This is a genomic window from Pseudomonas sp. PONIH3 (genome assembly GCF_002934345.1).
GTDB lineage: Bacteria > Pseudomonadota > Gammaproteobacteria > Pseudomonadales > Pseudomonadaceae > Aquipseudomonas > Aquipseudomonas soli.
The window spans coordinates 1,863,873-1,877,088 of sequence record NZ_CP026386.1 but is presented as its reverse complement, the minus strand read 5'-3'; the positions used below and the strand labels follow the sequence as shown (position 1 = coordinate 1,877,088).

Here is a 13,216-nt window from a genome sequence, read left to right as displayed (position 1 = left end):
ACCAAGGGCCGAACGATGTCCTCCATCCCCTACTGGCGTCTCTCCAGCTTCTACCTCTTCTACTTCGCCCTGCTCGGCTCCACCGCGCCGTTCCTGGCCCTGTACTTCGACCACCTGGGCTTCTCCCCGGCGCGCATCGGCGAACTGGTGGCCATCCCCATGCTCATGCGCTGCATTGCTCCCAACCTGTGGGGCTGGCTCGGTGACCGCAGCGGCCAACGCCTGTTGATCGTGCGCCTGGGCGCGCTGTCGACCCTGGCGACCTTCTCGCTGATCTTCTTCGGCAAGAGCTACGCCTGGCTGGCGCTGGTCATGGCGTTGCACGCCTTCTTCTGGCACGCGGTGCTGCCGCAGTTCGAAGTGATCACCCTGGCCCACCTGCATGGCCAGACCTCGCGTTACAGCCAGGTTCGGCTATGGGGCTCGATCGGCTTCATCCTCGCCGTGGTGGGCCTCGGGCGCCTGTTCGAATGGCTGAGCCTGGACATCTACCCGCTGGCGCTGGTGGCGATCATGGCCGGTATCGTCGTCGCCAGCCTCTGGGTGCCCAATGCGCAACCCGTCGAGCAGGCCGAGCAGCGCGGGGCAGGGGGCTTTCTCAGGCAGGTGCGGGCGCCTGGGGTACTGGCCTTCTATGTGTGCGTGGCCCTCATGCAGCTCAGCCACGGGCCGTACTACACCTTCCTTACCCTGCACCTGGAGCACCTGGGCTACAGCCGCGGTGCCATCGGCTTGCTGTGGGCGCTTGGCGTGGTGGCCGAAGTGTTGGTGTTCATGGTCATGAGCCGGATCTTCGCCCGCTGCTCGGTGCGCAAGGTGCTGTTGGCCAGCTTCCTGCTGGCGGCGCTGCGCTGGTTGTTGCTTGGCAACCTGGCGGATATCCCGGCGGTGCTGGTGTTCGCCCAGGTACTGCACGCGGCCACGTTCGGTTGTTTCCATGCCGCGGCCATCGCCTTTGTCCAGGCCACCTTCGGCGCTCGCCAACAGGGCCAGGGCCAGGCGCTGTATGCGGCGCTGTCAGGCACCGGCGGTGCCCTGGGCGCACTGTACTCGGGCTACAGCTGGAAACTGCTGGGCCCACACTTCACCTTTGGTATGGCTAGCGTCGCGGCGCTCGCGGCAGCCGTTATCATTGCCTTCCGACTCAAAGAAAGCAGGAACCACCCCTGATGAGCATCCTCAGCGTATTCGACCTGTCCAGTCCGGACCTGCCGCACAAGGTGCTGACCCACCACGACGACATCGCCGCGACCCTGGCCGAGCAGGGCGTGCGCTTCGGCCGCTGGCAGTCCGGCGCGCGCCTGCGCCCGGGCAGCAGCCAGGATGAAGTGGTCGCGGCGTGCCGTGGGCCGCTCGACCAACTGATGACCGAGCACGGCAGCGTGGTAGTTGGCGTGGTCAGCCGCGATGGCGCCGACCTGAGCCAGGCCGACCTGCGTGATGAACATGTGCATGACAGCGATGAAGTGTTCGCGATGATCAGCGGGCGTGCACAGGTCAGCCTGCGCCTGGGCGGCGCGGTGTATGCCGTGCTGTGCGAGAAAGATGACGTGCTGCTGGTGCCGGCCGGCACGCATCGCTGGCTGGACCTGGGGGCCAGCCCATTCTGCCTGGCGCTACGCCTGTTCGGCAGCGAGCAGGGTGTGCAGCCACGCTTCACCGGGGATGCAATGGCGCGGCAATTTGTAGGTTTCGACGAACTCTGAATGAACTCGCGGGGCAGCTTCTGCTCACACCCTCCAAGGGTGAGCAGAAGCTGCCCCGCGAACGGGTTGCGCGCTTAGCGGTAGGTGGGCAGGGCGAAGCGTTGCTGGCTCTGCAGCATGGAAATCACCGGCAGCTCGCTCGCTTGTTCGGCAAGGTCGCGGCGGATGGCGCTGATCGCCCACGACAGTTGCTCGGCGCTGTGCAGTTGCGCATAGGACAGCACCCGGCGAGTCACCACGCCGTCGCTGGCGCGCAGGGTCAGCAACACGCCGCCGTCGGGTCGCGGCTGAGTAGCAACCTGATAGGCGGTGAAGAGCGAGGCGAATTTTTGCTGGATGAGGTCCATATCAACTCCTGACTGTTGTACTGGCAGACTTGAGTTGATGATTGCAGTGACCGTGCCAGCCTTTTGTTAAAATAAAGTCTTTTAAAATCAATATGTTATGTTTGATTTTGCAGATGCCTGCATTGCATTCTGCACGCCCGTGCATTTTGCACAGTGCATTTTGCACGGTCATAGCCTGGCTCTCTGTCGCCGATAGAATCTGAACCTTGGACCTGTCGTTGCTGCCTGATGGACACTTGGGCCCATTGCCAGATGCCAGGAGGTTCTCGATGTTCGATCACCAGCCCGCCACCATGACCACAGAAGAAGCCGCAGCCTTCGCCGAGGAGGTTTTCGAGCGCGCCCGCCGCGGCGACGCGACAATGCTCGGCCGCCTGCTCGATAACGGCCTGCCCGCCAACCTGCGCAACCACAAGGGCGACACCTTGCTGATGCTGGCCAGCTACCACGGTCACCATGACGCCGTGCAGGTGCTGCTGGCCCATGGTGCCGACCCGCTGATCGCCAATGACAACGGCCAGTTGCCCATAGCCGGCGCCGCCTTCAAGGGTGATCTCGCGATGATCCGCCTGCTGCTGGAACACGGCGTGCCGGTGGATGCCGCCGCCGCTGACGGTCGTAGCGCATTGATGCTGGCGGCAATGTTCAACCGCCTGGAGATCATCGACTATCTGTTGGCCCAGGGTGCCGACCCCGCGCACCGCGATGCCGCCGGCGCCACTGCGCTGATGGCGGCCCGCACCATGGGGGCGATGGATAGCGCGGCACGTCTCGAAGCATTGGCCGGCTAACTCCCTGGGGGCTTTTGCGGCTATCCTTGGCGCCTTTCACGCCAACCCGCAGGCCCCCCATGAAAGACCAGTTGCTCGAATTCATCAGTCTCATCGGCGCCGGCTGCATGCGCGATGAAGATATCGAGCGCATCGCCGCCGAGGCCGCCGAGGCCTACGCCGACCCCGCCGCCTTCCTCGCCGCCAATCCGGACATCAACTACGACGACACCTTTCCCTTCCCGCTGGGTGAATGGGTGGTGGTCGGCAGCCTGCCCGATACCGTGTTGTTCCAGGCCGACAACTACCAGGACCTGTTCCAGCAGATCAGCGACTCGTTCGACAAGAGCGTGCCCTTCACCCTCAAGCCCAAGCAGCTGGCGCGCACCGAGGCGCTCACCGCGCTCAACCGCATCCAGGTGCAGATGGGTGCGCTGAACAAGGAAGCCGGTGGCTACGTGCTGCTGAACTTCAGCCAATTACTCGACGATGAGCTGCAGATGATCATGGTCGGGCAGCACGACCTGGCCCGTGTGCTGGAGCTGGGCGAGGCCGTTGGTATCAAGGTGGAGCCGGCGCTGGAAGCGCTGAAGGTGGCAGTGCATATCTGAGCCGTAGCCGCCGCGCAGCCCCTGGGAGCGGGCTCCGCGACCGGCCTGTCAACCCAGCGCGGTATCGAGGAACATCATCACCGCGAAACCGCCCATCAACCCCAGTGTTGCCGCGGTCTGGTGCCCATTGCGGTGGGTTTCCGGGATCACCTCGTGGGACACCACGAAGATCATTGCCCCGGCTGCCAGGCCCATGCTGATCGGGTAGGCCAGGGCGAAGCCGGTGGAGATGCCCAGGCCGATCACCGCGCCCAGCGGTTCCATCAGCCCGGAGCCAATCGCCACCAGCGCAGCCTTGAAGTTCGACAGCCCCGTGGCGCGCAGTGCCAGGGCCACGGCCAGGCCTTCGGGGATGTCCTGGATGGCGATGGCGCTGGTCAGCGGCAGGCCGATGGCCATGTCGCCGTTGGCGAAACTCACACCGATGGCCATGCCCTCGGGCAGGTTGTGCAGGGTGATTGCCAACACGAACAGCCAAACCCGGCTCACCCGCTCGGCCTGCGGGCCGCAGGGGCCGGTGCTTTCATGCTCATGTGGGGTGAAGCGGTCCAGGCCCAGCATCAGCAGCACCCCAAGGCCCATGCCCAGCACCACGGTGAAGGCCGCCGCCGGGCCGTTGCCGGTGATCTCGCGGGCAGCATCCAGCCCCGGCAGGATCAGCGAGAACGAACTGGCGGCGAGCATCATGCCAGCGGCAAAACCGAGCATGACGTCCTGCGTGCGCGCGCTGACGTCGCGCAGGATCACCGCCAGCACCGCGCCCAGGGCGGTGGCGCCGAAGCCGGACAGGCCGCCGAGCAGTGCCAGGTGCAGGTGGTCGGCATGATCGCCGTTGACCGCGTTCCAGATGCTCGCCAGCAGCAATGCGCCGATGGCCAGCAGGCTCAGCACCAGGCCGGCGCTGAGCCAGGGAGCCTGCACGGCCTGGTGCCGCCAGGCGCTGAGGATGGAGTCAGAGCTGGCGCTTTGAGTGTGGGCAGGGGGCATGCGAACCTCGAGAGCAGTGGATATCAGCAGTCTATCCACTGACCGGCATTCCCGACCAAGGATTCCCTTCTATCGGGGCCATAGCCAGCTATGCTCTGCAGCACACACACCGTGCGGGAGCAGCATCATGGGTTCCACCTTCAACAGCCTGGTTGGCTTGATCATCCTGGCCCTGGACATCTGGGCCATTCTCAATGTGCTCAAGAGCGGCGCCGAGGTGGGGATCAAGGTGCTCTGGATCCTGCTGATCCTGCTGCTGCCGGTGCTGGGGCTGATCATCTGGGCGATCGCCGGGCCACGGGGCAATGTGCGGATCTGAGGCCTCACCTCGCAACTGTGTAACTTTGTAAGGACAGGCTGCTCTCGACAAAATTTTCACACTCGATTTTTGAAAATCCGCGCCGCACAATGCGGCCTTGGTCTCACCTTGCCCACAAGGGCCAGACCACCAGGCTATTGGCGCTTTCGCCTTCCCGCAAACCGCAATCCTAGGACCTCTCCATTCATGGCTAACACGGACGCCTTGAAGCAACAGGGTGTGCGAGGCTCGTTCTCGCCGACCCTGAAATCCCACCTGGCCTACACGTTGCTCAGTGGCCTGGTGATCATGCTGATGCTCAGCCTGGTGCGCCTGGCGCTGCTGGTCTACAACAGCGACATGATCGGCGACACGCCATACTCGACCGTTGCCGAGGGCTTCTTCAACGGCCTGCGCTTCGACCTGCGCGTGGTGGTGTACATCAGCATCCCGTTGCTGCTGGCGCTGCTCAGCCCCTGGCTGATGGCCCGCCGTGGCCTGTTCCGCTTCTGGCTGACCATTGCATCTAGCGTGGTGATGTTCCTCGGCCTGATGGAGATGGACTTCTACCGCGAGTTCCACCAGCGCCTGAACGGCCTGGTGTTCCAGTACATCAAGGAAGACCCCAAGACCGTCATGAGCATGCTCTGGTACGGCTTCCCGGTGGTCCGCTACCTGTTGGCCTGGCTGGTCGGCACCTGGCTGCTGAGCCTGCTGTTCAAGGGCATCGATCGCTTGACCCGCCGCAACGGCAGTGCCCAGGCTTTGGGCAGCGCCAAGCTGGCGCCCTGGTACGGGCGCCTGGCGGTGTTCATGGTGGTCCTGCTGGTGGCCGTGGTCGCCGCCCGTGGCACCCTGCGCCAGGGACCGCCGATGCGCTGGGGTGATGCCTTCACCACCGACTCCAACTTCGTCAACCAGTTGGGCCTGAACGGCACCCTGACCCTGATCGATGCCGCAAAGAGCCGCTTTGGCGAAGACCGCGGCAATATCTGGAAGCCCGTGCTGGACCAGCCGCTGGCCACACAGACCGTGCGCGAGCAGCTGCTGACCGCCAACGACACCCTGGTCGATGCCGACGAGGCCGCGATCCGCCGTGACTTCGTGCCGCCTGCGGCGAACACGCTGGGGGTCAAGAACGTCGTGGTGATCCTCATGGAAAGCTTCGCCGGTCACTCGGTCGGCGCGCTGGGCAGCCCGAACAACATCACCCCGTACTTCGACAAGCTGGCCAAGGAGGGTTTGCTGTTCGACCGCTTCTTCTCCAACGGCACCCATACCCACCAGGGCATGTTCGCCACCATGGCCTGCTTCCCCAACCTGCCGGGCTTCGAATACCTGATGCAGACCCCGGAAGGCGGCCACAAGCTGTCCGGCCTGCCAGCGCTGCTCAGCGCCCGCGACTATGACGACGTCTACGTCTACAACGGTGACTTCGCCTGGGACAACCAGTCCGGTTTCTTCGGCAACCAGGGCATGACCACCTTCATTGGCCGCAACGACTTCGTCAATCCGGTGTTCTCCGACCCGACCTGGGGCGTGTCCGACCAGGACATGTTCGACCGTGGCAACGAAGAGCTGGCCAAGCATGACGGCAAGAAGCCGATCTACGCGCTGCTGCAGACCCTCTCCAACCACACCCCGTATGCCTTGCCCAAGGACCTGCCGGTGGAGAAGGTCACCGGGCAGGGCCGCCTGGACGAGCACCTGACCGCCATGCGCTACTCCGACTGGGCGCTGGGCCAGTTCTTCGAGAAGGCACGCAAGGAGCCGTATTTCAAGGACACGCTGTTCGTCATCGTCGGCGACCACGGCTTTGGCAACCACCAGCAGGTCACCGAGTTGGACCTTGGCCGCTTCAACGTGCCGCTGCTGCTGATCGCCCCAGGTATCCAGGAGAAGTTTGGCGCTGTCAACCATACCGTGGGTACCCAGGTCGACATCGTGCCGACCATCATGGGCCGTCTCGGTGGCCAGGCCCGCCACCAGTGCTGGGGCCGCGATCTGCTCAACCTGCCTGAGGGCGACCAGGGCGTGGGCATGATCAAGCCGTCTGGCAGCGAGCAGATCGTTGGCCTGGTGCAGGGCGACCGCATCCTCATCGAGTCCAAGGACATGACCCCGCGGATGTATCGCTACCAGTTGGGCCGGGAGTTCAAGGCCGAGCTGATCGAAAGCCCCGACCAGCCGGAGATGCTCCAGAAGCTCGAGGCCTACATCCAGACGGCTACCAAGAGCCTGCTGGACAACACCGCCGGCGTCGTCCACGGCACGCCGAAGTAGTAGCGCCTAGTGGCCTCAGGAAGCCCGCCGTTGACCGGCGGGCTTTTTTCATGTGGTTGTCATGCACGCGGCTGAACATTTGCCGCTGTGTCATGGTCAAGCTAGTACGCAGTTCCATTCACTGTTGTGCCAGCGAGGGCTGATCGATGAAAGCATGGGAAGTCAGCTTTGCCGACCAGAAGGGCGAGCCGCAGACACTGCTGCTCAATGCCGAGCAATGCCCCAGCGAGGAGGACGCCGCACGCGCCATCCGTTCGCGTTTGTTCCCGCTAATGGATGAACTTGACCTCAATGACTTCCAGGATCGCAGCTTTTCCCCCACGGCACGCTGGCTCAAGGAGCAGAGCGGCGTGACCATCACCACCATTCGCCAGCTACCCTGAGCCGCTACGCTCTGGCGCAGTGCCTGCACAGGCACTACGCTGGAGACAGGCGCCGGCCAAATCTGCGGGTCCGCGTCGATTCCACTCGCGTCTTGCATCAGCTCGAATTGCCAGGCATGGCACGCTTGCCAGGCAGGTGCTTTGTGCACTGAAAGTCTATCCATTGCTTTGCAGGAGGACGTTTCATGAGCAGCCAATACGACGACATCAGCAGCAGTGTCCTGCGCCAGATGAAAGCTGGCGGTTTCGATTTCACCCGTATTCATCCCATCGAGTTCTATGCCGTGTTTCCCGACGAGGCCGCCGCGCGCCGGGCGGCCGTGCAGTTCCGTGGCGAGTCGCTCAGCGCCCAGGTGAGCGAGCGCGACGACGGTGCCTGGCATCTGGAACTGAGCAAGGTGATGTACGCCACCCATGGCGGCATCGGCGCTTTCGAGCAGGCCTTCGAACGGCTCGTGTCGCCCCATGGCGGCGAGGTCGAGGGTTGGGGCGTCAAGCAGGAACGGCCGATTGCCTAGGTAACGCGGCCCCGTGCGTTCTACCGTGGTTTGCGCCCGGCCATATGCTTCAGGTATGCCAGCAATCCATCGAGTTCCTGGTCGCTCAGCACCTGGGTGGAGAACCCGGGCATCTTGGCCTGCGGCCAGTGCCTCAGGCTCTGCGGATCGCGAATGTATTGGCGCAGGAATGCCGGCTGAAAGTATTCGGTAGGGTTGTGCGGCAGGTTCAGGTCAGGGCCCAGGTGCGCATCGCCAGCGCCATTGAGGCGGTGGCAGGCCAGGCAATTCTGCTGGAACAGGGCAAAGCCCTGGCGCACTGGATCCGCGTCAGGCAGCGCTGGGTCTGGCAACAGGGCGGGGAAGCGCACCTCGACCGCTGCCAGGCTGCGAATGCTGGCGATCTGGAACGGCCATTGTTCCGGGCGGATGCCGCTCGCCTGGGGCTGGGTCCATACCAGATAGAACGGCCCGGCTCCCGCCTTGCCCTGGCCGAGTGGCGGCCAAGGCCGGGCGTTGTCCTCGATGGCCAGCCAGGCTTGTGCCGGGCCTGGCTGCAACAGCGGGCCGGCGGGCATTTCTGCAGCGAAACCGTCGAGGGCCACCGCCTGCAGGTGGTCGCTCGGTTTCACACCCTCGAGCAGTGCTGCCAGCGGTACGGCGCGGTAATGCATGGTGCGCTTGTAGGCAACGTCCTGTTCAATAGTGACGTCCCGCGCCAGGGGATGGGTGAGCAGTTGCTCGCTCTGCCAGTGCCGGCTGCCGTCACCCAGATCGAGGGTCAGTTGCGCGGCCAGCGCTGGCAGGGGAATCAGCAAGCAGAGCAGGGTAAGGCACAGGCGCATGGGCAATCTCCAACCTTCAAGGTCGGCAGGTTACCCACGCACGCTTGGAAAAGGCCAGTGCTGGGTCAACCGAACAACCGGGTAAGGTTGGGCAGGATCAGCAGCAGGGTCGTGGCGAAGAGTATGAGCCCGGCTTGGCGTACTTTGGATTGTCTGAACATGGCGGACCGCCTTCTTGTTGTTATTCCTGAATAACCCTTGGCTTCCTTGTCTGGCTTCGGGTCGATCGCAGTGGCGTGATCGAACGTCCTCACTGCTTGCCGCGTGTTTCTGGATATACAACCAACACTAGGGCCCGCGTCATCCCTGTTTCAGAACCCTTTGCTCTAAAAAAAATCATTTCGCTTCCTCATGGCTTTAAGGCCACTGGCCACCCCGCTGGCACGCTGACGCTAGACGAGTGCGCGGCAAGGGTTACCAAGGGTTACAGGGCCTACCGTTCGTCTGGACATCCTACTTGCTTGTACGCCCCTTTCGCGTCAGTCTTTACAGCAAATCCCACCCACATGTCGTTCAGGACTACCGCTATGTCGTTACGCATCTGCATCCTTGAAACCGATGTCCTGCGGCCGGAGTTGATCGCGCAGTACCAGGGCTACGGAAGGATGTTCGAGCAGCTGTTTTCACGCCAGCCGATCGCCGCCGAGTTTGATGTGTACAACGTGATGAATGGCGATTATCCGCCGGCCGAGCGAACCTTCGATGCCTACCTGGTGACCGGCAGCAAGGCCGACTCGTTCGGCGACGATCCGTGGATCCAGACGCTCAAGGCCTACCTGCTCAAGTTGTATGAGCGGGGCGAGAAGCTGCTGGGGGTGTGTTTCGGTCACCAATTGTTGGCGTTGACTCTCGGCGGCAAGGCCGAGCGCGCCGACAAGGGCTGGGGCGTGGGCATCCACCGCTACAGCTTGGCGGCCCATGCGCCGTGGATGGACCCGCAGGTATCCGAGCTGACCTTGCTGATCAGTCACCAGGACCAGGTCACCAAGCTGCCCGAAGGGGCCACGGTGATCGCCTCGAGCGATTTCTGCCCCAACGCCGCCTACCATATCCGTGACCAGGTGCTGTGCTTCCAGGGTCACCCGGAGTTCGTCCACGACTATTCCCGGGCGCTGCTCGACGCGCGCCAGGCCTCGTTGGGCGACGAAGTCTATGCCAAGGCGGTGGCCAGCCTTGCCACCGAGCACCAGGGGGATCTGGTGGGCGAGTGGATGCTGCGCTTCGTCCAGCAGCCCGGTAGTCGCGTGATCTGAGATCCATGTTGACTGGGGTCGCGTGGGAGATGGCACCGGCTTCGCCGGTAATCGCGGGCCAAGTCGCAGCGGCGAACCGCCGCTCCCACGCTCTTGGCGTTACAACCAGCCCGACCGCTTGAAACTGAAGTACAGCCCCGAACACCCAAGGCCGATCACCCCCAGCACGGTAAAGTAGCCGTAGTGCCAGCCCAGCTCAGGCATGTTCTGGAAATTCATCCCGTAGATCCCGGCAATTGCCGTGGGAAACGCCAGGATCGCCGCCCAGGCCGCGAACTTGCGCTGGGTGATGCTTTGCCGTGATGACTCCAGCAGCATGCCGATCTCGATGGTCTGGCTGGCGATGTCGCGGATGCCGGCCAAATCTTCCATCTGCCGAGTCACGTGGATCTGCACGTCGCGAAAATACGGGCGCATGTTCTTGTCGATGAACGGGAAGCTCAAGCGCTGCAGCTCTTCGCTGACTTCCACCATCGGAGCCACGTAGCGGCGCAGGCGCAGGATGTCGCGGCGCAGGCTGTGCAGGCGCTGAATGTCTTCTTCCTTGAGTGAATTGCTGAGCACGCTGTGCTCCAGCTCTTCGATTTCACCGTGAATGGCCTCGCTGACCGGCTGGTAGTTCTCGGTGACGAAGTCCAGCAGAGCGTAGAGCACGAAGTCTTCGCCGTGCTCGAGCAGCAACGGCCGCGCCTCGCAGCGTTGGCGCACCAGGGCGTAGGACTTCGAGTGGCCGTTGCGGCAGGTGATGATGTAGCCATTGCCGGCGAAAATGTGGGTCTCGATGAACTCAAGCTTCCCTTCGTGGCGCACTGGGGAGTAAGTGACGATGAACAGCGCGTCGCCGAAGGTTTCCAGCTTTGGCCGGCTGTGTTTCTCCAGGGCATCCTCAATGGCCAGTTCGTGCAGGCCAAACTGGCGCTGCAGGTTGGCCAATTCCTCGGCATTGGGCTCTTCCAGGCCTATCCACACGAAGTGTCCGGGCTTGCTGGCCCATACGGCGCCTTCGTCGAGGCTGATATTGGTGACCTTCCTGCCGGCGCTGTACACCGCTGCCGCGACGACTCGACCCATGGTTGTCCGCTTATTCGATTGAACACGCGATACAGCTTGGGCCGTGTCGCGGCACGGAGCAAGTCCGGCGAGAGGTGGCGGGTCAGGGCGCGATAAGCTCGCTTTCCATATGGTCGATGCAATGCTGCATCTGGATTCGGCATTGCTCGATCAGCGTTGGCAGGTCCTGTTGGGTCAGGCCAGCAGTGGCGATCGGGGCCAGCGAGCGAATTATCACCGTGCGCTGGCGCCAGCTGTTCAGGCTCAGGCGCCTGGTGTAGCGGCTGACGCATACCGGCACGATCGGCACGCCGGCCTCGATCGCCATGTGGAAAGCGCCTTTCTTGAACGCCAGCAACTGTTCGCCGGGGTTGCGCGTGCCCTCGGGGAAGATCCAGATCGAAGTATCGTCGCGCAGGGTTCGGGTGGTGGTCTGCATGGCCTTGCGTGCCTGATAGGCGTTCTTGCGGTCGATCAGCACATTGCCGCCCAGCCAGAACAACTGCCCGAACAGCGGGATCCAGCCCAGGCTCTTCTTGCCGATGGCCACGGTACGCCGGGGCACCACCTGGCCGAGGATGAACAGGTCATAGTTGGACTGGTGGTTGGCGATGATCACGCAACCGGGGGGCTGGTCCCACAGCGGGCCGACCTCGGCCTTGACCTTGATCCGCAGCAACCAGGCGGCCGGCACGCTGTACAGGCGGGCGAACAGGCGGCTGTTGTCGGGGTTGAACGGGCGCAGCAGGCCAATCACCAGGCCGACGACACCCACGAGCAGAAAGTGCAGCGCCAACAGGAGCATGCGGAGCATATAAAGCATGGTACGACTCACACCGGACAGTCGCGGCGCAGTGTACGGGTGTGCACTGGTGGGGGCAAACGTTGCTGAGCGCTGGAGATCATGCGGGAGCGGGCTTTCCCGGCGATGGCCTCACCCTGGGTGATCGCATCGCCGGGCAATCCCGCTCCCACGAAGTCCTGTGAGGAAAATCCCTGGACGGACTCAGCCCAGGTGGTTCTGGTCCGCCAGGATCGCCTCGTCCAGCGCCTCCAGCAGGGCCTTGCGCACCTTCAGCTTGGTGTTCTTGTGCGCCAGCATGTTCAGCTTCTTCATTTCGCGCGCGGCGGCCAGGGCGGTCTCGTGCAGCTGCTCGGCGGGCACCACCTTGTCGAGGAAGCCGGCTTCCCGGGCACCCTGCGGGTCGAACACCTCGGCATTGTTCACCGAGCGCTGGAATGCCGCACGGCCCAGGCGATCACGGGCCAGCTCGATACCGGCGTGGTGCATGGTCATGCCGATCTGCACTTCGTTCAGGCAGATCTTGTAAGGGCCTTCGACACCGATGCGGTAGTCGCCCGACAGCAGCAGGAAGGCGCCCTTGGCCACGGCATTGCCGGGGCAGGCGACGATCACCGGGAAGGGGTGCGACAGCAGGCGCCGGGCCAGGGTGGAGCCGGCGGTTACCAGGCCAACGGCCTCCTTGGGGCCGGCGGTCATCACTTTGAGGTCGTAGCCGCCGGAGAGGATGCCCGGCTGGCCGGTGATGATCACCACCGCGCGTTCCTCGACGGCGCGATCGAGCGCGGCGTTGAAGGCCTTGATGACATCCGGGGAGATGGCGTTAACCTTACCGTTGTTCAGGGTCAGGGTGGCGATGCCGTCTTCGGCGTGGTAGGTAATCAGCTCGCTCATGGCAGAGTCCTTTGGATGGCGTGGCGACGACGTTACCCAGCGGCGCCGGCCAGGTAAAGTGCCAAGACTGACTGATCAGTCAGTGTCGCGCCGCTGTGCCTTGCGCCCTCTGGGCAGCGCTTGGCGGGCAGGAAAAAGCGCTGGGCACATTGGCAGCATTGCCCTGATCGGCCGGAGTTTTCGGCCAATCGCCTTAAGCACATGAAAATTCTGAAAAAAATGCTTGCCAAGTAAAAGCTCTTCTACTAAATTAGCGCGCCTCGACAGGCTGAATAGCTTGAAGAGAAAACGGTGAAGTGTCCGAGTGGTCGAAGGAGCACGCCTGGAAAGTGTGTATACGAGAAATCGTATCAAGGGTTCAAATCCCTTCTTCACCGCCACATTCTACGAGAAGCCCCCGAATCGAAAGGTTCGGGGGCTTTTTGTTTGTCGGTTTGTTTTTACCTGTGCGATCGCATCGCCGGCAAGCCGGCTCCCACAAGGTAATGCG

The 13,216-nt window shown here is 63.2% G+C and carries 15 protein-coding genes and 1 tRNA gene; 10 read left to right on the top strand and 6 right to left on the bottom strand.

All coding sequences use genetic code 11. From position 1 onward, the window contains the following. The first annotated feature begins 15 nt into the window (after positions 1-15). Together C3F42_RS08535 and C3F42_RS08530 are read left to right on the top strand one after the other, a co-directional pair. Positions 16-1,170, top strand: a complete 1,155-nt coding sequence (locus C3F42_RS08535) for an MFS transporter (RefSeq protein WP_104444270.1) — start codon at positions 16-18, stop codon at positions 1,168-1,170. Further along, on the top strand, positions 1,170-1,706 hold the full coding sequence (locus tag C3F42_RS08530) for an oxidase (protein WP_104444269.1): 537 nt from the start codon (positions 1,170-1,172) through the stop codon (positions 1,704-1,706). Before C3F42_RS08535 ends, C3F42_RS08530 begins: the two co-directional genes overlap by 1 nt. Before the next feature lie 74 nt (positions 1,707-1,780). On the opposite strand, the gene C3F42_RS08525 is transcribed toward C3F42_RS08530, so the two are convergent. After that, a complete protein-coding gene (locus tag C3F42_RS08525) occupies positions 1,781-2,053 on the bottom strand; it encodes a DUF3509 domain-containing protein (protein WP_023632146.1) in 273 nt (90 codons plus the stop codon). Between the two features lie 269 nt (positions 2,054-2,322). Here C3F42_RS08525 and C3F42_RS08520 point away from each other — a divergent pair, with 269 nt between their 5' ends. After that, positions 2,323-2,844 (top strand): ankyrin repeat domain-containing protein, encoded by a 522-nt coding sequence (locus C3F42_RS08520; protein WP_023632147.1) that lies wholly within the window; start codon positions 2,323-2,325, stop codon positions 2,842-2,844. Positions 2,845-2,903: 59 nt separating this feature from the next. Then, on the top strand, positions 2,904-3,434 hold the full coding sequence (locus C3F42_RS08515; RefSeq protein WP_094010681.1) for a hypothetical protein: 531 nt from the start codon (positions 2,904-2,906) through the stop codon (positions 3,432-3,434). 48 nt (positions 3,435-3,482) lie between these two features. Here the strand turns inward: C3F42_RS08515 and C3F42_RS08510 are convergent, their stop codons facing one another. Beyond that, entirely contained in the window at positions 3,483-4,421 is a 939-nt protein-coding gene (locus tag C3F42_RS08510) for a ZIP family metal transporter (protein ID WP_094010680.1), read from the bottom strand. Between the two features lie 127 nt (positions 4,422-4,548). On the opposite strand from C3F42_RS08510, the gene C3F42_RS08505 reads away from it, so the two are divergent. The 4 genes from C3F42_RS08505 to C3F42_RS08490 all read left to right on the top strand — a co-directional run bounded on the left by C3F42_RS08505 (position 4,549) and on the right by C3F42_RS08490 (position 7,903). Beyond that, positions 4,549-4,740 (top strand): PLDc N-terminal domain-containing protein, encoded by a 192-nt coding sequence (locus C3F42_RS08505; RefSeq protein WP_023629733.1) that lies wholly within the window; start codon positions 4,549-4,551, stop codon positions 4,738-4,740. Between the two features lie 186 nt (positions 4,741-4,926). Continuing rightward, the gene (locus C3F42_RS08500; RefSeq protein ID WP_094010679.1) at positions 4,927-7,002 is read left to right on the top strand and encodes an LTA synthase family protein; all 2,076 of its coding nucleotides are present in this window, start codon (positions 4,927-4,929) and stop codon (positions 7,000-7,002) included. Between the two features lie 146 nt (positions 7,003-7,148). Then, positions 7,149-7,385, top strand: coding sequence for a hypothetical protein (locus C3F42_RS08495; protein ID WP_023629732.1), 237 nt, complete (start codon positions 7,149-7,151; stop codon positions 7,383-7,385). Positions 7,386-7,570: 185 nt separating this feature from the next. Further along, positions 7,571-7,903 carry a ribonuclease E inhibitor RraB gene (locus tag C3F42_RS08490; protein WP_038705647.1) on the top strand — a complete coding sequence of 111 codons (333 nt, stop codon included), beginning with the start codon at positions 7,571-7,573 and terminating at the stop codon, positions 7,901-7,903. 20 nt (positions 7,904-7,923) lie between these two features. Here the strand turns inward: C3F42_RS08490 and C3F42_RS08485 are convergent, their stop codons facing one another. Next, positions 7,924-8,727: a cytochrome c gene (locus C3F42_RS08485; protein ID WP_104444268.1), complete on the bottom strand. Its 804-nt coding sequence runs from the start codon at positions 8,725-8,727 to the stop codon at positions 7,924-7,926. 527 nt (positions 8,728-9,254) lie between these two features. Between C3F42_RS08485 and C3F42_RS08480 the strand changes: the two genes are divergently transcribed. After that, positions 9,255-9,980, top strand: coding sequence for an amidotransferase (locus tag C3F42_RS08480; protein ID WP_094010677.1), 726 nt, complete (start codon positions 9,255-9,257; stop codon positions 9,978-9,980). 99 nt (positions 9,981-10,079) lie between these two features. On the opposite strand, the gene C3F42_RS08475 is transcribed toward C3F42_RS08480, so the two are convergent. The 3 genes from C3F42_RS08475 to C3F42_RS08465 form a co-directional block, all read right to left on the bottom strand. Then, positions 10,080-11,051: a magnesium and cobalt transport protein CorA gene (locus C3F42_RS08475; RefSeq protein WP_023629727.1), complete on the bottom strand. Its 972-nt coding sequence runs from the start codon at positions 11,049-11,051 to the stop codon at positions 10,080-10,082. A gap of 82 nt (positions 11,052-11,133) precedes the next feature. After that, positions 11,134-11,853, bottom strand: coding sequence for a 1-acyl-sn-glycerol-3-phosphate acyltransferase (locus C3F42_RS08470; protein WP_038705648.1), 720 nt, complete (start codon positions 11,851-11,853; stop codon positions 11,134-11,136). Between the two features lie 183 nt (positions 11,854-12,036). Then, entirely contained in the window at positions 12,037-12,726 is a 690-nt protein-coding gene (locus C3F42_RS08465) for a crotonase/enoyl-CoA hydratase family protein (protein WP_038705649.1), read from the bottom strand. A 290-nt stretch (positions 12,727-13,016) separates the two neighbouring features. Between C3F42_RS08465 and C3F42_RS08460 the strand changes: the two genes are divergently transcribed. Further along, positions 13,017-13,106, top strand: a tRNA-Ser gene (locus tag C3F42_RS08460). Positions 13,107-13,216: the final 110 nt, after the last annotated feature.

Bases quoted from the DNA above. Each gene is read 5' to 3' on its own strand.
- C3F42_RS08520 (WP_023632147.1), top strand. From the start codon at position 2,323: ATGTTCGATCACCAGCCCGCCACCATGACCACAGAAGAAGCCGCAGCC.
- C3F42_RS08495 (WP_023629732.1), top strand. From the start codon at position 7,149: ATGAAAGCATGGGAAGTCAGCTTTGCCGACCAGAAGGGCGAGCCGCAG.
- C3F42_RS08490 (WP_038705647.1), top strand. From the start codon at position 7,571: ATGAGCAGCCAATACGACGACATCAGCAGCAGTGTCCTGCGCCAGATG.
- C3F42_RS08475 (WP_023629727.1), bottom strand. From the start codon at position 11,051: ATGGGTCGAGTCGTCGCGGCAGCGGTGTACAGCGCCGGCAGGAAGGTC.
- C3F42_RS08515 (WP_094010681.1), top strand. From the start codon at position 2,904: ATGAAAGACCAGTTGCTCGAATTCATCAGTCTCATCGGCGCCGGCTGC.
- C3F42_RS08510 (WP_094010680.1), bottom strand. From the start codon at position 4,421: ATGCCCCCTGCCCACACTCAAAGCGCCAGCTCTGACTCCATCCTCAGC.
- C3F42_RS08500 (WP_094010679.1), top strand. From the start codon at position 4,927: ATGGCTAACACGGACGCCTTGAAGCAACAGGGTGTGCGAGGCTCGTTC.
- C3F42_RS08485 (WP_104444268.1), bottom strand. From the start codon at position 8,727: ATGCGCCTGTGCCTTACCCTGCTCTGCTTGCTGATTCCCCTGCCAGCG.
- C3F42_RS08530 (WP_104444269.1), top strand. From the start codon at position 1,170: ATGAGCATCCTCAGCGTATTCGACCTGTCCAGTCCGGACCTGCCGCAC.
- C3F42_RS08535 (WP_104444270.1), top strand. From the start codon at position 16: ATGTCCTCCATCCCCTACTGGCGTCTCTCCAGCTTCTACCTCTTCTAC.
- C3F42_RS08465 (WP_038705649.1), bottom strand. From the start codon at position 12,726: ATGAGCGAGCTGATTACCTACCACGCCGAAGACGGCATCGCCACCCTG.
- C3F42_RS08505 (WP_023629733.1), top strand. From the start codon at position 4,549: ATGGGTTCCACCTTCAACAGCCTGGTTGGCTTGATCATCCTGGCCCTG.
- C3F42_RS08525 (WP_023632146.1), bottom strand. From the start codon at position 2,053: ATGGACCTCATCCAGCAAAAATTCGCCTCGCTCTTCACCGCCTATCAG.
- C3F42_RS08480 (WP_094010677.1), top strand. From the start codon at position 9,255: ATGTCGTTACGCATCTGCATCCTTGAAACCGATGTCCTGCGGCCGGAG.
- C3F42_RS08470 (WP_038705648.1), bottom strand. From the start codon at position 11,853: ATGCTTTATATGCTCCGCATGCTCCTGTTGGCGCTGCACTTTCTGCTC.